Below are 17537 nucleotides of genomic sequence, written 5' to 3' on the forward strand. Positions count from 1 at the left end.
ATTGCCGTGCAACGTCCTCACGAAACTCCTCGGAAAACATGCCATCACCCCGAGCCAGCCACCGGGACGTCCCCCTATCCGCGCGGCAGGCTCGGCCCGTTTCGCGGGCATTCTCCTGTGAGGCATGGAGAATGGATCGCGGGCATAGTGACGTGAGACATCCTGCCTCCCGCTACGATCCAGACAGGAGGACTCTGGTGGCAGGCGAAGAAGCACGGCGGCAAAAGCGCACGACAATCGAGGATGTCGCACAGCACGCTCGGGTCTCTCGTGCTGCTGTCTCGAAGGTGCTCCGCAACGCCTATGGCGTGAGCGAGGAGATGCGCGAGCGGGTGACAAGTTCCATCGAGGCACTCCAGTACCGTCCGCGCATTTCGGCCCGCGGGATGCGCGGACGCACCTTCACGATCGGCGTCGTGGTCAACGACATCACCAACAACTTCATCGCCGAAGTGCTCAATGGGACGTCATCGGCGATCGCCGGCACGCCATTCCAGAGGATCATCGCGATCGCAGACGCACGCGCCGCCAGCTATCCGGCGATCGAGAGCCTCTACGACCGCCAGGTCGACGGCATCATCGCGATCTCACCCCTGGCAGAAGCGGAGTGGCTAGACGACATGGGTCGGAAGGTGCCTCTGGTGCAGATCGGCGTCCATCAGACTTCTGACTCGTACGACACGATCGTCGGCAACGACGTACAGGGTGTCGCACTCATGATGAACCACCTGATGGGATTGGGACACCGCCGCATCGCGCATGTCACCCACTCCGACCCTCTGTGGATCAGCCTCTCGAACCGCCCCCACATCATCCGACAAAACGAATACACGCGCATCATGCGCGAAGCTGGCCTTGCCTCGGAAATCTCAGTGATCACAGCACGGTTTGAAGAAGGAGTCTCGTACACGGAGAGCCGTCGCGCCTTCGAAGACGGCCTCCGCCCGACCGCGGTCTTCGCCGGGAACGACGACGCTGCCTTCGGCACAATGCGCGCGGCAGCCGAGTTCCCCGAGCTCGAGCAGATGTCGATCTCCGGCTACGACGACTCCCACATCTCGGCGAACCCACGGCTCGGCCTGACCACGATCAACCAAAACGGCCCAGAGATGGGGCGCCGTGCCATCGAGCTTCTCCTCGAGCGGGTAGAAGGTCGTCAAGAGTCTCGCTATATTCAGGTCGAGACGCGTCTCGTAGTGCGTACGTCGACCTTCCCGCCGCCGCGCTAGCAGCGATCGGCCTCGATGGCAGCTAGGCCTGCTCGTCCGAGTTCGACCATCCGCGCTGAACCGTCGGAGTCGTGGATCAGTCCAAGCGAGAAAGCGACCGCCCATCCACGAGCGCGCCTCCAGAGATGTGCGTCCGAGAGTTCTCGGCCAGCGAGCGCTGATCGGAACCTCGCCCTCCCCTCCGCGCTGAAGAACAACCAGGCAGCGGCGACATCCACCGCGGGGTCGCCCGTGGCGAGATCGCCAAAGTCGATCACTGCGGCGATCTGCCCCGTCTCTCCCACGACCACGTTGGCTGGGTGCAGATCCCCGTGCAGCCATATGCGCGCTGGAGCCGCACCGGCATCCACGGCATCGCTCCAGGCTCGCGCTATGCGAGGTGATCCGAACTCGAGCCTCCTGCCTATCGAGGAAGTCAGCGTGCCGAGGTCCACGCCGCGGTACGAACTCCTGGGAGCAGAAGCCGGGGCTGGCCGATGCAACGCGGTCAAGAACCGCGCAAGAGGCACCGCGAACCGATCGCGCTCCTGCACCGTCTCCTCATCGCTGGTGCGTCCATCGAACCAGGGCACGATGCTCCACGGCCATGGATACCCTGTGCCAGGCACACCGATCGCCTCAGGAGCGGGCACAGGGAGGGGAAGGCCCTTCGCGAGGCGGGGCAACCAACGCTGCTCACTCTCGATCACCGGAACGCCAGCAGCACGACGTGGAAGGCGGACGGCGCGCGAGTCCCCGAGCCGATAGGTATCGCAGTCCCAGCCATGAGCCACCAATGACACCGGTCCCGACAGTGCTGGATATTGACTCGCCACGAGATCTGCCACCAGCTCGGCGGTGATAACGATCTCAGACGGAGGCGCGGGCATCCGGTGTGTCCAAGGTTGCGAGTTCCTCGACATCGAGGTGAAGCAGTACGGCTGAGTCCCGAATCGACTCGGGTCGGCTGGCACCGACGAGCGGTAGAACGCAGGGTGAGAGGCTGCGTAACCATGCCAATTGCACACGTTGCGTCGACACCTTGCGTGCCCGGGCCAAGGCGACCACTGGTTCCGACGGATGCCCATCTGGGCCTCCGAACGGCATGTACGCCAGGTAGGCGATGCCGAGTTCCTGGCAACGAGCGACCGTGTCGAGGTCTTCTCGGACGTCAAACGAGAGCCGGTTCTGCACGCTCGCGATCATGGCTACGGCGCGGGCCTCCTCGAGTGCCTCGACGGAGACGTTCGAAAGCCCTATTGCTTCAATGAGCCCCTCCCTCCGCAACTCCTCGAGCGCGGCGACACTCTCCTGCAGAGGAACGAGAGGATCAACATGGTGTAGCTGGTATAGGTCGATGCGCTCAACGCCGAGCGCCTCCCGACTCATCTCCAGGTGTGAGCGGAGGGCCTGCGGTCGGGCATCGATCGGGAAGGAATCACCGTGACGAAAGTGACCACCCTTCGTGGCGACGATCGGCCGGTCGCCCTTCCATCGAGCAAGAGCCTCAGCGACGACGCTCTCTGCGTAGGAGCGCTCGCCCTGTCGGGTGTAGGCCAAGGCAGTGTCGATCAACCGGACTCCCGATTCCAACGCAGCCATCACGACCTCCACCGACTGGCGACGCGGTGCGTCACGGAAGGCGAACTGTGCCGTGCCTAGACCGATCCCTGCGATCTCTCGCTCGACGAGTCGCATCCAAACTCCCTCCCCTCGTAGACCGCTCTACGTACTCTGGAAGCGTAGTGCTACGCCAGGTATTGCACCCAGTGCAATCACCGGTGCCGTAGATCGCGTTGCGTCGCGCGCAACTGCGATTCGATGGCTCTTGGCCGGGCGGCCTCTCTCGAGTTGCTCGGGAAAGCGGCTCATTCACGCTCGAGACTACTCACTTCGTGAGGTTATCACACTTTTCACATTCCTACCCAAGACTGCCTACCCCAACTGGGCCGCGATCGATACCTTGTCGATATCAGGCGCATATGCGGTCGAATTGGAGAACTTGATGCTGTTCGACCCTGCATTGAGGTGGACCGGGACGACCCCCGTGAGGAACGACGACCAACTTCCCGTAGCGCGAAAACACAGCCGAGTGGTCGCTCCGCTGTTGATGCTGATGTCCGCGTAGCGGTTGATGCTGTTCGTGTTATAGCCCACACCCGCAAGTGCTGAACTCATCGTTGGGGTACCGGATAATCAGATCGTAGGTGCCCGCTGTCGCCGCGCTAACACCGTCGACGGTGAGGGCGTTACCGCTCTCCGGCCCGATTTGACTGAGGTAGGTTGCCGCGTTGGTGCGGACCCGGAACCGGGCAGCGGTCTCCTTTTTTCGTCGCCAAGTATCTCGGAGTGAGCAAGCCGGGAGGGGTTATCGACCGCGGGACCGCAGGTGGTAACCGATCCACTGAGAACCCCACCGGCGGGTGAACCGCGGCGATACGATCCGATGCTCCAACCGTCGCGAGAGGCGACCAGGCGAACACAGCGGCCGGTAAGACCGGTCTGCCATCGACAAGTCCGGCCCACTATCGGGACGGCTTTTTCACGCCGTCGCCAGCGAGCATTGGAAGCGTCCCGCGGCCCGTCGCGTCGACCACCAGCCGCGAACGACGATCAGCCGCGCGACGCGGCTTGAGATCCGCGCAGCACGAGCACGAGGCTCACGGCGGAGACGATCGCCCAGACGCCCTCGAGCAGCAGGAAACCCCATTGCTGCTCGAAGATCGCGTTGATCGCGAGCACGGTCGAGCCGATGGTGTTGAGGACCAGGTACCAGAGCGACTTCTGGTCGAGGACGCCCCACTGGGCGAGTGCGAACCCCGCCAACACGAGAAGCGAACCGGTGATCTGGATGACAGTGCCCATGACGAACTCCCTGAGCGTCGTCGTCGGGCCGGGTACGACACTCCCTCGTCCGGAGGGCGGCCACAATGGCTGCCCCACGGTCGACCCTACCCGCCACGCCTGAACACCGCCTAAACAACGGTGTCGACGCGGATCACATCCGTGCGCGCGATCACCCTGGCGTGCACGTCCGCGAGCGCCTGCCGCTGCGGGTCGGCCAGGTACGAGGCCATCGCCTCCTCGCTCGGCAGGTCAATGAGCTGAACCTCACAAGGTCCGTCGCCGCCATCGGTGCGGCGCACCCGCTTCACGACCGTGCCGCCGTGCTTCGGGATGAGCGCCAGGACGGTGTCTTCATACTCGGCCAGGCCATCCTCATTGCCTTCGGTCGCCCACAGCAGCACGCACAGTGACAATGTCATGCCGACACAGTAGTCCTGCAGGGTCGGCGGATGCTCAGGCCGGCGTGATGACGAGTGTCGCGGTCGCCGCGAGGTCGTCGGCGACCGGATTCACGTACTCGACCGGGTAGCTCGCGTACTTGCTGCGGTACGCGGCGTCGAGCGCGGCGCGGACATCCGCGGCGGGAACGGCGAAGGTGACGTCCCGCTCCACCCCACCCGCGCGAATCCGGCCGGTGCCACTCGCGAGTGCTCGCCGGAACCAGGGGTTCTCCGGCCCGTGAGCGGAGCGGATGTAGATCGCGTCGCCACTGCGCACGACCCAGATCGTGACAAAGGAGCGCAGGGAACCGTCGGCGCGGCGGGACGCCACCTCCAGCTCATCCGCCGCTCCGATGCGCCCGAGCTGGTCTGTCGTCCACGTCGTCGTCATGTCTGCCATTCTCCCTGCATCCTCGTCACACCCAGTTCTCAGACCGCACGATCGTAGGCCTGCTGCGACGCGGACACCTCGACCAGGTGTTCGATCGACCACTGTTCGAGCGCGCGGAGAGGTTCGAGCAGGGTGCGGCCCGCGTCGGTGAGGGCGTACTCCACGCGGACGGGCACCTCTGGATACACCGTGCGGTGCACGAGTCCGTCGCGCTCGAGCGCGCGGAGGGTCTGGGTCAGCATCTTCTGCGACACGCCCTCAACGCCGCGAAGCAATTCGGAGAAGCGCGCGTCCCCGCGGCCCAGGATTCCGACGATGAGCACCGTCCAGCGGTCACCGATGCGATCCAGGATGCGGCGGGTGGGGCAGTCGGCGCGGTATGGGTTTCCGCTGTGCAGCGGCGCGGATTGCGTGGTTACCACAAAGTGCCTACTTCCCTAGAGCGACCTACTCTCTTATCGTAACTAATGCACGGCGCTCGGCGCCATAGTTCCCAGAAAGGCATTCAATGTCCCGCATCACCGTCATCGGTGGCACCGGCTACGCCGGATCCGCCATTGTCGCAGAGGCCGCCTCGCGCGGTCACCAGGTCACCTCCTACAGCCGCTCGCTCCCCGAGGAGCAGGTTCCGAACGTGAACTACGTGCAGGGCGATGCCGCGGACGAGTCGGCTCTCGCCGCCGTGATCGACGGTGCGGATGTCGTGATCGGCGCACTCTCCCCTCGCGGTGCGATCGCGGACGGCTACCGCGACATCTACGCGACGATCGTGCGCCTCGCCGACGCCGCGAAGGCGCGCCTGTTCATCGTCGGCGGGTATTCGTCGCTTCGTTCGGCATCCGGAGCCCCGCGCTTTGTGACCGACCTGAGCCACGCACCTGCGGAGCTGCACCACGAGCTGACCACCGTGGCGGCCCTCCTCACCGACGACCTCCCCTCGGCCCCCGCAACGCTCGACTGGGTCTTCGTGAGCCCGGCAGGAAAATTCGGCTCCTTCGCCCCGGGGCAACGACTCGGTCGCTACCGCGTCGGCAACGACGTCGCACTCGAGCCGTCGGACGGCGGTGCGATCTCCGGTGCAGACTTCGCGCTCGGCCTCGTCGACATCATCGAGAAGGATGACCACCACCGGGCACACATCAACCTCGCCTATTGAAGCCGTGATGCTGCGGGCAGACGAGCCGAGGGGTGAGGCCCTCGGTCAGTTGATGATCTCGCCGCGCTCGTCCGCCCGAAGCACGGCCAGCCGCTCGTGCCACGCCTGCAGCGCCTCGGGCGTCAGGCGCGTCCAGTCGTCGGTCTCTCCAACGACGCGCAGTGGATCGCGGCTGCGGTAGGACCGAGTCGGATTGCCGGGGAACTTCTTGTCCGTGACATTCGGGTCGTTCTCGTACTCGCCGGTGGGCTCCACGATGTAGACCCGCGGTTCGTCTTTCCCAGGCGCAAGTTCTGCCGCGAGCCCTGCACCGTCGGGGAGCGCGGTGAAGTAGATGTGGTTCATGACGATCTCAGGACGATAGTTCGACCGGAACCCCGCCGTCAGCAGGTCGCCCACTCGCAGGTCGGCTCTCGTCCCGTGATAGAACGGCCCGGAGTCCAGTGCTTCGCTCACCGCGACAGTCTAGCCAGCCTGAGTTCACCGCACCGTCGGAGTTCGACACCGCACGCGCAGTCGCGATGAGCCGGACCTCCGAAGGCATGTTCTGCGGTAGCGGGGGCGGGACTTGAACCCGCGACACCACGATTATGAGCCGTGTGCTCTAACCACCTGAGCTACCCCGCCGCGTGCCTTCCTCGCGAAGGCCGCTTGCGCGACATCCGATTGGAGAGCAGAGCCCCCTGTGGGAATCGGACCCACTACCTCTTCCTTACCAAGGAAGTGCTCTACCAATGAGCTAAGGGGGCGTGCGCGTCGCCGCCGGCCACCCGGAGCCGTTTTGGCACCGTTAGAGAATAGCATCCCGTGTCGCCCCTCTCCGCATCCGTTTGGCCCGTGAAATGCCAGTTGTGGGGGTTATTTGACGCGGATGACCCCCACAACTGGCATCTCGCGGGATGCGTGTCTGGTCGAGGTGGATGACGTAGGGTTTTCACGACCATTCCAGGACGCCACAGAGAGCACGATCTTGCCGACACACGAACCGCACCTCACCGCCGCCTCCACAAGCAGCACCCTCGGCAGCGAATGGTGGCGCTCCGCTGTCATCTACCAGATCTACCCACGCTCCTTCGCGGATGCCACGGGCGACGGCATGGGAGACCTGCCCGGAATAATCACGCGGCTTCCCTCGCTGGCAGCCCTGGGCGTCGACGCGATCTGGCTCTCCCCCTTCTATACGTCTCCGCAGCACGATGCCGGATACGACGTCGCCGACTACCGTGCCGTCGACCCGCGCTTCGGCACGCTCGACGACTTCGACACGCTCGTGAAGGAGACCCACGACCTCGGCCTCAAGCTCATCGTCGACCTCGTGCCCAACCACTCCTCCGACCAGCACGTCTGGTTCCAGGAGGCGCTCGCCGCACCGGAGGGCAGCCCGGAGCGCGCCCGCTACCTGTTCCGCGACGGCAAGGGTCCGAACGGGGACCAGGAGCCCAACAATTGGCAGTCCGTGTTCGGCGGCCCGGCCTGGACGCGCGTCCGCCGCCCCGACGGCACGCCCGGCCAGTGGTACCTGCACCTCTTCGACACCTCGCAGCCCGACTTCGACTGGCAGAACCCGTGGGTGCGGGAGCAGTTCCTCGACATCCTGCGCTTCTGGCTCGACCGCGGCGTCGACGGCTTCAGGGTGGATGTCGCCCACGGCCTGATCAAGGCGGCCGGGCTCCCCGACTACACACCCCCCGCCGAGACCGGCAGCATGGGCGGAACGACCAAGCCGATCGAGCGTCGGCCCATCACGGGAGAACCCGGCCACGCGCATCCGCTCGCCGAGTCCACGCCGGAAGAGCCGACCCCGCCGTACTGGGCACAGGACGGCGTGCACGAGATCTATCGCAGCTGGCGCGCACTCATCGACAGCTACCCCGGCGAGCGCGTGCTCGTCGCCGAGGCCTGGGTGGAGCCGCTCGAGAAGCTCGCGAACTGGGTGCGTCCGGACGAGATGAACCAGGCATTCAACTTCGCCTATCTCGGCACACGCTGGATCGCAGAGGACATCCGCATCGTCATCGACGAATCGCTGCAGGCCTTCGCGAGCGTGGGCGCCCCAAGCACCTGGGTGCTGTCGAACCACGACGTGATCCGCCACGCCACCCGCCTCGCACTCACCGAGGAGGTGCCACAGGGCGATGGCATCGGGCCGAACTCGAAGGCCAAGCCACTGCCCGCGCTGGGGCTGCGTCGGGCGCGGGCCGCAACCTCCCTCATGCTCGGGCTCCCCGGCAGTGCCTACCTCTACCAGGGCGAGGAGCTCGGCCTGCCAGAGGACGTCACGCTTCCGGATGCCGCCCGCCAGGACCCCACCTGGTTCCGCACCAAGCACGAGCGCTACGGGCGAGACGGATGCCGCGTGCCGATTCCGTGGGAGGCCGCGAGCCCCGCATACGGCTTCAGCCCCACCGGCGAGAGCTGGCTCCCGCAGCCGTCCGACTGGGCAAGGTTCGCCAGGGACGGCCAGGAGGGCGCGGACCACTCCACGCTCGAGCTCTACCGCCGTGCGCTCGCACTGCGCGCCGAGCACGGACTCGGACTGGGCAGCCTCGAGTGGCTGCCCGGGTACGCGGATGACGTGGTCGCCTACCGCAACGGCTCCGTCACCGTGATCGCCAACCTCGGCTCAGACCCGCTGCCCCTGCCCGCGGGAGCCGCCGTGTGCGCATCCGGAACGCTGCTCGATGGCGCGCTGCCGAGCGACACGACCGCGTGGATCGTCGCCTAGGAGCGAGCGGCACGTTGCGGCTCGAGGTCAGTTCGCGTTGGCCTTGAGCCAGACGAATGGGTCGACGGGGACTCCGTTGACGCGGATCTCGAGATGCAGATGGGCGCCGGTCGAGGCGCCCGTGCTCCCGACGAAGCCGAGAACCTGCCCGGCCTGCACGTTCTCTCCGACGCTCACGATGATCGTGCCCGCCTGCATGTGGGCGTAGACACTCTGCACCTTCTGCCCGTTGATCACGTGATCGACGGCCACGTGTTCGCCGAGCCCGCCCCTGTCGCTCTTGACGAGACTCACCACACCGGAGGCGATTGCGCCGATCGGAGTGCCCGCGCCAGGGACGAAGTCCACACCCTCGTGGTAGGAGGAGCAGCCGGAGCACGGCGCCAGCCGATCTCCGAAGCCGCTGGCGATCGGAACCGTGATCGGGAACGGCCACTGGATGCTGCCGCCGGGGTTGGCACGGTAGGCGTAGCTACGACTGCTGTACCTGGCCTTCAGCTGCTCGACGCGCGAGGTGACCGTGTAGTCGTCGCGATTCATCGAGGTGACCTCGGCCGTCGACTCGGCTTCGAGGGTCTGCGCGGTTCGGTTCGGCGAGGCAGCGGACGCCGAGAGCTCCGCCTCATAGAACGCCGCGGCGGGAACGGTGAGTGAGACGACGAAGGCGGTGACCCCGAGTATGACGGCGAACCCGCTCAGCCTCTTCGTGATGCGGCGCACGGGACTGCGACGCGACGAGCGTCGTGACGGTGCGACCGAGTCCTGGTGGGAAACGGATGCCGTGACGCGATTTCTTGCAGAACCCCGAGGACGGAGCATGGGCTGCTCGTCGGCAGGGTCGTGCACCATCGCGGCCCGCCCTCCTCAGGATGTGCGTTATTACCTGAGTGACAGGCTCAGGAAAGGTTACCTAATCGAGACCGGCAATCCAACCCCGCAAGCGGGTGACTAGTTCGCGTTGGCCTTCAGCCAGGCGAACGGATCGACGGGCACACCATTGATGTGGATCTCCAGGTGCAGGTGCGCGCCGGTCGATTCGCCGGTGCTGCCGACGAGTCCGAGCGTCTGGGTGACCTTGACCTGCTCGCCCACGGTCACCTTGAAGGAGTTGTCGAGCATGTGTCCATAGACGCTCTGAACCTTCTGCCCGTTGATGACGTGGTCGACGATGACGTGGTTGCCGAGGCCGGCGTGGGACGCGACGACCGCGCTCACCACGCCATCCGCGATCGCACCGATGGCGACGCCGCGGCCCGGGGTGAAGTCAACGCCCTCGTGGTAAGACGAGCACCCGCCGCAGGGTGCGATACGTGGTCCGAAACCGCTGGAGATCGGCACGGGGATGGGGAACGGCCACTGGATGGTGCCGTTGATGTCGTTCGTGTAGCTGTAGCTGCGATTGCCGTACTTGAGTCGCAATTGCTCTGCGAGCGAACTCACCGTGTAGCCGTCGCGCTTCGCCGAGGTCTCCACCGCTGAAGATGCCACCTTCATCGACTGCGCGTGGGAGGTGAAGGACTTCACCGTCGAGCTGGCGGCATCCGAGGCACTGAAGAATGCGTTGGCGGGAAGCGTCGTCGACACCATGAGCGCGGCGACGCCGAGCATGGCGCCAACGGAGAACAGCTTGGAGAAGAGCGTGCGGCGCCTGCCGGAGCGGCCACGCGGGCGAGAGGAACGCGTGCGTGGGGCCTTGGCTGCACGCGGGCTCTTAGTCGCGGTCGGTCGAACGCGCCCCGTGCGGACGGCGCGACGGGACCCCGCCGCAGGTGCCGCAACTGCGTCTGGCACCAGTGCGGGAGTCGGGTCCACTGCCGGAGCGGGAGTCGCCGCGGGCACCACTGCAACGACGGGCACAGAAGCTGAAGCCGCAGCCTCGAGGCTCTCCCTGCGACGAAGCTCACGGCGCGACATCGGCCGATCCGAAGCGGATGCCGCTTCGAGCGCCCGAGTCGGCGGCACAGAAGGTGCAACGAGAGCTGGAACTTCCGGAGTCGGGATTACCGACTGTGGGTGGGTCTCATCCGACCTCGATGTCTCGACGTCATCCCCGCCCAGGTTCCAGCTGAAGTTGTCCACCGTTCAGCGCACTCCCCGAATGGGGTTGCTCAGCGCTTCCACAGCAGCGTGGTCGACGGCAAGCGACATAACGGTGATCTCCTCGAATAGGTGTGTTAATTCAGCGATGACTGTGCCGAGGAATCGGCGCTCGGGGGTGCCATCACGCAACACCTATGTAACGAATTCATAAAGAATAGACCATGATCGGGCTGTCGACAAAGCCCTTCTTCATTGCAGGCCACTCTCGAGAAGTGCTCGCTCCAGTTCGACCGCGACGGCTGGCTCCGCGGCGAGCAGGAACTCCGCCGTCGCTGCCCGCGATCCCAGGCCCTTCACCGCGGCTCCCGCTTCCTTCGCGACGAGTGCGCCAGCGGCGTGATCCCACGGCTTGAGACCGCGTTCGTAATACGCGTTGAGGCGGCCACAGGCCACCGAGCAGAGGTCCAGGGATGCCGTGCCGGCCCTGCGGATGTCCCGCACCTGTCCGACGAGTCGCGCCACGATCGCGGCCTGCTCCATCCGCTTCTCGGCGCTGTAGGAGAACCCCGTCCCGACGAGCGCCTGGGACAGCTCCACCGCGGGTGCGACCCGGATGCTCTGCGCGCCGAGGAACGCGCCTCCGCCGTCCGTGGCGGTGAAAACCTCGCCGATCGCCGGGTTCACGACGGCGGCGGCGAGCGCGCGCCAGGTGGACGGATCCGGCTCGCCCTCCACGACCGCGATACTCACGGCGTAGTGCGGGATCCCGTAGAGGAAATTGACGGTGCCATCGATCGGGTCGACGACCCAGGTCAGGCCGCTGCTGCCGGCATCCGCGTCGCTCTCCTCGCCGAGGAAGCCGTCGTCCGGTCGCGCCTTCGCAAGCAGCGACCGGATGAGCGCCTCAGACTCCCTGTCGGCGTAGGTGACGATGTCCTCCGGCGACGATTTGCTCGCCGCGACCTCGACCCCCTCCGCCCGTCGCTGGCTCACGAGTCGCCCGGCGGTGAGCGCGACCTCCCGCGCGAGATCCAGCAGTTCAGCGTTGCCCGCGGTGCTCATAGCGCTCCCTCGATCGACCCGTCACAGCACAAAGGCCCGGCGCTGAGTGATCAGCCCGCCGGGCCCGTGGCAGTGGTGGCAAGTGCCGGATTCGAACCGACGAAGTCTAAGACGGCTGATTTACAGTCAGATCCCTTTGGCCACTTGGGTAACTTGCCAGACGCCGCCGACCACATGTAATCATCTGACCGAAGGCGCTAATCAAGAATACAGGGCGCGGAGCGTTCTGAAAATCGCGGGCGGCGAAACCCCGCCTCACCGCGCGCGCTGTCACTTCGTGAGAGCCTGCTTCGCGAGCGAGGCGTAGCGGTTGGCGGCATCCATCACGTCGCGCAGGTACTGGCGCGAACTGTTGTACGACAGGATGCCGCGCTGCCAGCCGTCCTGCGTTCCAAGCGTTCCGGCGGCCCTGCACAGGTAATTGGCTGCGGCCATGGTTGCGTCGAAGATGTTCTGTGGATTCTCGACGCCGTCACCGTTGGCGTCGACGTGCCAGTTTCGCCACGAGCCCGGCAGGAACTGCATCGGGCCGATCGCGCGATCTCCGCTGGCGTCCCCGTCGAGGGTGCCGCCATCCGAGTCCGGGATGTGCGCAACGCCGTTGCCGTCGAGCGCAACGCCATACAGCGGCGGGCTCAGAGTCCCGTCGGCGCCGAGTGTCGTGCCGTGGATCATCCCGTGCCTGGACTCCACCCAGCCGATGCCGGCGAGCGTGTTCCACGACAGCTCACACGTCGGGTTCGTCCTGGAGACCTCCACCGTCACGCCCGCGTAGGCCTTGAGTGCCGTCGTCGGGATGCTGGTGGCCGCCGAGACCCGAGCGACCCAGGCCGCGTCCACAGCATCGACCACGTTCGGCCCGGACACTGCGGGATCTGCCGTCGGCAGCGGGGCGAACGTTACCGTCGTGGCGCGGGGCGAACTCGTGGCGGTCTGGGGCACATCCGGAGCGAGGAAGACCAGAACCGCGATCACGACCAGCGAGAGCGCGACGACAACCGCGATCACGGTGGCGATGACTGTTCTCGGGCTTACCATGGTGCCTCCCATCATGCCGGTGGTTGCCGGTTAAACTGCTGGCATGGCAGATTCCAGCTTTGACATCGTGAGCAAGGTCGACAAGATGGAGCTCGACAACGCTCTGCACCAGGCGCAGAAGGAGATCGCGCAGCGCTACGACTTCAAGAACGTCGGTGCCTCGATCGATTTCAGTGGCGAGAAGATCCTCATCAAGGCCAACGCCGAGGAGCGCGCCAAGGCCGTTCTCGAGGTGTTCGAGCAGAAACTCATCAAGCGCAGCATCTCGCTGCGCAGTCTCGACGCCGGCGAGCCGTATGCCTCGGGCAAGGAGTACCGCATCGAGGCGTCCATCAAGCAGGGCATCGCCCAGGATGACGCCAAGAAGATCAGCAAGATCATCCGTGACGACGCCCCCAAGAGCGTGAAGTCCCAGATCCAGGGAGACGAGCTGCGGGTGAGCTCGAAGAGCCGCGACGATCTTCAGCAGACCATGGCCGTGCTCAAGGCGGCAGACCTGGATGTCGACCTCCAGTTCATCAATTACCGGTAGTCCCATGCACCCACGGCAGGGGGTACCGCGTGAGTGAGGACTGGATCGGGCCGGCCATCGCGGCCGTCGCGCTCGTGATCGATCTTTCGATCAGGGTGTTCTCGCTCGCCTTCGTGCCACGCAATCGCAAGCCACAGACGGCGACGGCCTGGCTGCTTGCGATCTTCCTGATCCCGTACGTGGGCTTCATCCTGTTCCTGCTGCTCGGCAGCACCAAACTGCCGAAGCGGCGACGCGAGAAGCAGGCGGAGATCAACTCGTACATCCTCGAGACCACCGAGGGCATGGATGAGGTGGTGCGTGACGAGGACTTCCCGCCCTGGCTCGACTCGATAGTCGAACTCAACCGCACCCTGGGGTCGATGCCGCTCGTCGGCGGAAACACGGCGAAGCTCTACACCGAGTACGCGGAGTCCCTCGCGGCTATGGCCGACGCCGTCGACACGGCGAAGAAGTACGTGCATGTCGAGTTCTACATCCTCGCGTTCGATCCCACCACGAAACCGTTCTTCGACGCACTCGAGGCAGCGGTGAAGCGCGGCATCACCGTGCGGGTGCTGCTCGACCACGTCGCATCGCTGCGATCCCCCGGGTACCGAGCCACCATCCGCAAGCTCCGCCAGATCGGCGTGCTCTGGCGTCTGATGCTGCCGGTGCAACCCCTGCGCGGCAAATACCAGCGGCCTGACCTGCGTAACCACCGCAAGTTCGTGATCATCGACGGCATGATCGCGTTCACAGGGTCCCAGAACATGATCGACCGCAGCTACAACAAGCGCTCCAACATCCGCCGCAAACTGCAGTGGAAGGATCTCATGGTGCGGTTCGAGGGGCCGATCGTCGCCGGCGTCAACGCCCTGTTCGTCACCGACTGGTACAGCGAAACTGACGAGTTGCTCACGCGTGAAACGGCCAAGGTTCCGCCTGAGAAGACGACTCACAACGTGCTCGATGCGCAGATCGTGCCGAGCGGACCCGGCTTCGAACACGAGAACAACCTGCGACTGTTCAACGGCATGCTCTACAACGCGCAGCACAAGGTGATCATCACGAGTCCGTACTTTGTTCCGGATGACTCGATGCTCTATGCCATCACGAACGCGGCGTATCGCGGTCTCGACGTGCAGCTCTTCGTCTCAGCGGTCGCCGACCAGCCGCTCGTCTTCCACGCACAGCGGAGCTACTACGAGGAGCTGCTGCGCTCCGGCGTGCGCATCTGGCGCTATGACGCTCCGACGGTGCTGCACGCCAAGCACTTCACCATCGACGACGACGTCGCCGTGATCGGGTCGAGCAACATGGACATGCGCTCGTTCACGCTCAACTTCGAGATCTCGGTGATGGTGCACGGCAAGCACATCGTGGAGCAGCTGCGCAAGGTGGAGGCGAGCTACCGGGCCAACAGCAGGGAACTCTTCCTCGAGGACTGGCTGCGGCGCCCCATCCGTTCCCAGTTGCTCGACAACATGGCGAGGCTCACCGCGGCCGTGCAGTAGCCGACCGACACGCTTCGCGCTACTCTCCGGATGAGGCTGGCGAGTTGCGCGAGATCCGCACCATCTCGTCGCGCGGCACGACCTTGATGCGCGTGCGGCCCTCTGCCTCACCGAGTGCCAGCTCGTGCAGGTCGAGGGAATGCCATCCGTCGATGTCGGTGTATTCGATGCCGCGCTCGGCGAGTAGGTCCGTCACGGCGGAGGGCTCCGGATGCTCGGGGCTCCACCAGTTCGCCTGGTCGTGGATGAGGTGCCTGATGGTCTCGAGCGCGCCGCTCTTGGTGCTGCCGATGAGTCCGACAGGGCCGCGCTTGATCCACCCGACCGCGTAGACGCCCGGCACCTGCTGATCGTCGTCGTCGAGCACCTGGCCCTCGCGATTGGGGATGACGCCGCGATGTTCGTCGAACGGGATGCCCGGAAGCGGTGACCCGAAATAGCCGACCGCGCGGTAGACGGCCTGCACCGGGAGCTCGCGGATCTCTCCCGTGCCCTCGACTCCGCCCTCGCCGTTGGGGCGGGTGCGTTCGTAACGGATCGCTTCGACCCGGCCGTCCCCCACGAGCTCGAGCGGCTTCGCGTAGAAGTGCAGGTGCAGGCGACGGGATGCGCCGCCGGTCGTGCGCTCACGCCAGCTGGTCAGGATGCGACTGAGCACCAGGATCTGCTTGTTGGTGTCGATCGCGAGCTGCGAGGCGGCATCCATCTCGAAGTCCTCGGCGTGCAGGATCATGTCGACATCGTTCAGTTCGCCGAGCTCGCGCAGTTCGAGCGGGGTGAACTTCACCTGGTACGGCCCGCGGCGCCCGAAGATGTGCACGTCGGTGACGGCAGAGCTCGCCAGCGCCTCGTAGACGTTGGCCGGGATCTCGGTCGGCAGCAGGTCGTCCGCGTGCTTGGCGAGCATCCGCGCCACGTCGAGCGCGACGTTCCCATTGCCGATGACCGCGACCGCCTTGTGGTCGAGCGGCCAGTCCCGCGGAACGTCGGGATGCCCGTCGTACCAGCTGACGAAGTCGGCGGCGCCGTGGCTTCCCTCGAGCTCGATGCCCGGGATGTCGAGCGCGGCATCCCGCACCGCCCCGGTGGAGAAGACGACGGCGTTGTAGTGCTCCTTGAGGTCGTCGAGGGTGATGTCGCGTCCGTAGAGGACGTTGCCGAACAGGCGGATGCGACCGCTGTCCACGACATCTCGCAGTGCGTTGATGATGCCCTTGATGCGCGGGTGATCCGGTGCGACCCCGTAGCGCACGAGCCCGTACGGCGCGGGAAGCTGCTCGAAGATGTCGATCGAGACGTCGAAACTCTTCTCGGCTTTGAGCAGGGTGTCCGCGGCGTAGATACCCGCGGGTCCCGCGCCGATCACGGCGAGTCTCAGTGTGGTCACAACATGCTCCTTACAATCCATCTTCTCCCCGCGCGGCGGGAGAAACCCGCTCGCGGCGGGAGGCACCACTCCCTCCGCGAGGCGTCTACTCCCGCCACGAGGAACTCCTGGCGACAGTCACCCGCTAGCTGCTGCGCTCGACGATCGAGTCGGCGAAGCGGGTGAGTGCCTTTTTCACCGGCCCGTCGGGGAGCGGTGCGAGGGCGACAACGGCCTCGGCAGCCCAGCGATGTGCTTCGGCGAGGGTGCGGCTCGTGACATCGTGCGCACGCAGTTCCGCGATCGCATCGTCCAGGTCCTCTTCGTGCCGCTCTCTCCCGCGGGAGACGGTCACGTCACGCTCGAGCCGGGCGAGCAGCAGTGCGGCATCCGCATCGGTCTCGGCGAGGCGACGCAGATACAGCACAGGGAGTGTCGCAACACCGGAACGCAGGTCGGTGCCCGGGGTCTTGCCCGTCTCGTCCTCACGCGGCGAGAGATCGATCACGTCGTCGATGAGCTGGAACGCCACGCCGATCTTCTCGCCGAAGGTCGTCACGGGAAGCTCATATTCGGCCGGTGCGTCGGAGAACTTCACACCCATCTGCGCCGCGGCGGCGATGAGTGACCCGGTCTTGTCCCGAAGCACCTGGATGTAGTGCTCGATCGGGTCTTCGGCGTCACGCGGTCCGATGGTCTCGTGCAGCTGACCGAGGCAGAGCCGCTCGAAGGTGTCTGCCTGCATCTTGATGGCATCCTCGCCGAGGCCCGCGATGAGCTTGCTCGCGCGGGCGAACAACAGGTCGCCGGTGAGGATCGCGACCGAGTTGCCCCACACGCTCTGGGCGCTCGGAACACCACGGCGCATCTTTGCCTCATCCATGACGTCGTCGTGGTAAAGGGATGCGAGGTGCGTGATCTCGAGGGCTTCTGCTGCCGTGATAACCGCGGCGGCGCTGCCGTCACCGAGCTGGGCGGTGAGCAGCGCGAGCGTGGGCCGGACGCGCTTTCCACCGGCTTCGAGCAGGTAGCGACTCGTGACATCCGCGAGGTTGTCTGCGAACGACATCTCCCGCCGCAGCCCGGCCTCGACGGCCTCGAGGCCCGCTTCTATCGCCTCGGCGAATCGCCGTTCGCTCGCCGAGGAGAACAGTTTCTCCCCGAGTCCCAACGACGAGGTCAGGGTTATGCTGCGGCGCGCGGCGTGGGCGCTGGGTGTCACCTTGGTCAACCTAA

Annotated in this window: 19 protein-coding genes and 3 tRNA genes; 5 read left to right on the top strand and 17 right to left on the bottom strand. The window is 65.6% G+C overall.

Annotated elements, in window-relative coordinates; all coding sequences use genetic code 11:
* Positions 1-197: 197 nt before the first annotated feature.
* Entirely contained in the window at positions 198-1229 is a 1032-nt protein-coding gene (locus ABUA28_RS07935) for a LacI family DNA-binding transcriptional regulator (RefSeq protein WP_349903500.1), read from the top strand.
* Here the strand turns inward: ABUA28_RS07935 and ABUA28_RS07940 are convergent.
* The 7 genes from ABUA28_RS07940 to ABUA28_RS07970 form a co-directional block, all read right to left on the bottom strand.
* Positions 1226-2131: an aminoglycoside phosphotransferase family protein gene (locus ABUA28_RS07940; protein WP_349903501.1), complete on the bottom strand. Its 906-nt coding sequence runs from the start codon at positions 2129-2131 to the stop codon at positions 1226-1228. The genes ABUA28_RS07935 and ABUA28_RS07940 overlap by 4 nt on opposite strands.
* Positions 2079-2906 carry an aldo/keto reductase gene (locus ABUA28_RS07945; protein WP_349903502.1) on the bottom strand — a complete coding sequence of 276 codons (828 nt, stop codon included), beginning with the start codon at positions 2904-2906 and terminating at the stop codon, positions 2079-2081. The genes ABUA28_RS07940 and ABUA28_RS07945 overlap by 53 nt, the downstream gene beginning before the upstream one ends.
* A gap of 237 nt (positions 2907-3143) precedes the next feature.
* Positions 3144-3386: a carbohydrate-binding protein gene (locus tag ABUA28_RS07950; RefSeq protein WP_349903503.1), complete on the bottom strand. Its 243-nt coding sequence runs from the start codon at positions 3384-3386 to the stop codon at positions 3144-3146.
* A gap of 435 nt (positions 3387-3821) precedes the next feature.
* Positions 3822-4151 carry a CBU_0592 family membrane protein gene (locus ABUA28_RS07955; protein ID WP_349903504.1) on the bottom strand — a complete coding sequence of 110 codons (330 nt, stop codon included), beginning with the start codon at positions 4149-4151 and terminating at the stop codon, positions 3822-3824.
* 32 nt (positions 4152-4183) lie between these two features.
* The gene (locus ABUA28_RS07960; protein WP_349903505.1) at positions 4184-4474 is read right to left on the bottom strand and encodes a DUF1330 domain-containing protein; all 291 of its coding nucleotides are present in this window, start codon (positions 4472-4474) and stop codon (positions 4184-4186) included.
* Between the two features lie 34 nt (positions 4475-4508).
* Positions 4509-4886 (bottom strand): DUF2255 family protein, encoded by a 378-nt coding sequence (locus tag ABUA28_RS07965; protein ID WP_349903506.1) that lies wholly within the window; start codon positions 4884-4886, stop codon positions 4509-4511.
* Between the two features lie 38 nt (positions 4887-4924).
* Positions 4925-5308, bottom strand: a complete 384-nt coding sequence (locus tag ABUA28_RS07970; protein WP_349903507.1) for a winged helix-turn-helix transcriptional regulator — start codon at positions 5306-5308, stop codon at positions 4925-4927.
* Between the two features lie 86 nt (positions 5309-5394).
* On the opposite strand from ABUA28_RS07970, the gene ABUA28_RS07975 reads away from it, so the two are divergent.
* Positions 5395-6042: an NAD(P)-dependent oxidoreductase gene (locus ABUA28_RS07975; RefSeq protein WP_349903508.1), complete on the top strand. Its 648-nt coding sequence runs from the start codon at positions 5395-5397 to the stop codon at positions 6040-6042.
* Between the two features lie 45 nt (positions 6043-6087).
* Here ABUA28_RS07975 and arr read toward each other — a convergent pair whose 3' ends face one another.
* The 3 genes from arr to ABUA28_RS07990 form a co-directional block, all read right to left on the bottom strand.
* Positions 6088-6498: an NAD(+)--rifampin ADP-ribosyltransferase gene (gene arr, locus ABUA28_RS07980; RefSeq protein WP_349903509.1), complete on the bottom strand. Its 411-nt coding sequence runs from the start codon at positions 6496-6498 to the stop codon at positions 6088-6090.
* A gap of 97 nt (positions 6499-6595) precedes the next feature.
* A tRNA-Met gene (locus ABUA28_RS07985) sits at positions 6596-6669 on the bottom strand.
* Between the two features lie 50 nt (positions 6670-6719).
* Positions 6720-6791, bottom strand: a tRNA-Thr gene (locus ABUA28_RS07990).
* Between the two features lie 122 nt (positions 6792-6913).
* Here ABUA28_RS07990 and ABUA28_RS07995 point away from each other — a divergent pair.
* On the top strand, positions 6914-8767 hold the full coding sequence (locus tag ABUA28_RS07995; RefSeq protein ID WP_349903510.1) for a glycoside hydrolase family 13 protein: 1854 nt from the start codon (positions 6914-6916) through the stop codon (positions 8765-8767).
* 27 nt (positions 8768-8794) lie between these two features.
* Here the strand turns inward: ABUA28_RS07995 and ABUA28_RS08000 are convergent, their stop codons facing one another.
* The 5 genes from ABUA28_RS08000 to ABUA28_RS08020 form a co-directional block, all read right to left on the bottom strand.
* Positions 8795-9616: a M23 family metallopeptidase gene (locus ABUA28_RS08000; protein WP_349903511.1), complete on the bottom strand. Its 822-nt coding sequence runs from the start codon at positions 9614-9616 to the stop codon at positions 8795-8797.
* Positions 9617-9715: 99 nt separating this feature from the next.
* The gene (locus ABUA28_RS08005) at positions 9716-10846 is read right to left on the bottom strand and encodes a M23 family metallopeptidase (RefSeq protein ID WP_349903512.1); all 1131 of its coding nucleotides are present in this window, start codon (positions 10844-10846) and stop codon (positions 9716-9718) included.
* A gap of 210 nt (positions 10847-11056) precedes the next feature.
* The gene (locus tag ABUA28_RS08010; protein WP_349903513.1) at positions 11057-11869 is read right to left on the bottom strand and encodes an inositol monophosphatase family protein; all 813 of its coding nucleotides are present in this window, start codon (positions 11867-11869) and stop codon (positions 11057-11059) included.
* Between the two features lie 73 nt (positions 11870-11942).
* Positions 11943-12027 (bottom strand) — tRNA-Tyr (locus ABUA28_RS08015).
* Positions 12028-12139: 112 nt separating this feature from the next.
* Positions 12140-12907: a lytic transglycosylase domain-containing protein gene (locus ABUA28_RS08020; protein WP_349903514.1), complete on the bottom strand. Its 768-nt coding sequence runs from the start codon at positions 12905-12907 to the stop codon at positions 12140-12142.
* Between the two features lie 43 nt (positions 12908-12950).
* On the opposite strand from ABUA28_RS08020, the gene ABUA28_RS08025 reads away from it, so the two are divergent.
* The gene (locus tag ABUA28_RS08025; RefSeq protein ID WP_349903515.1) at positions 12951-13439 is read left to right on the top strand and encodes a YajQ family cyclic di-GMP-binding protein; all 489 of its coding nucleotides are present in this window, start codon (positions 12951-12953) and stop codon (positions 13437-13439) included.
* A gap of 29 nt (positions 13440-13468) precedes the next feature.
* Entirely contained in the window at positions 13469-14935 is a 1467-nt protein-coding gene (gene cls / locus ABUA28_RS08030) for a cardiolipin synthase (RefSeq protein WP_349903516.1), read from the top strand.
* Positions 14936-14954: 19 nt separating this feature from the next.
* Here the strand turns inward: cls and ABUA28_RS08035 are convergent, their stop codons facing one another.
* On the bottom strand, positions 14955-16322 hold the full coding sequence (locus tag ABUA28_RS08035) for an FAD-dependent oxidoreductase (protein WP_349903517.1): 1368 nt from the start codon (positions 16320-16322) through the stop codon (positions 14955-14957).
* A gap of 124 nt (positions 16323-16446) precedes the next feature.
* Positions 16447-17523: a polyprenyl synthetase family protein gene (locus ABUA28_RS08040; protein ID WP_349903518.1), complete on the bottom strand. Its 1077-nt coding sequence runs from the start codon at positions 17521-17523 to the stop codon at positions 16447-16449.
* Positions 17524-17537: the final 14 nt, after the last annotated feature.

Origin of the sequence: Parafrigoribacterium humi, from assembly GCF_040227205.1 — a bacterium.
Lineage (GTDB): Bacteria > Actinomycetota > Actinomycetes > Actinomycetales > Microbacteriaceae > Parafrigoribacterium_A > Parafrigoribacterium_A humi.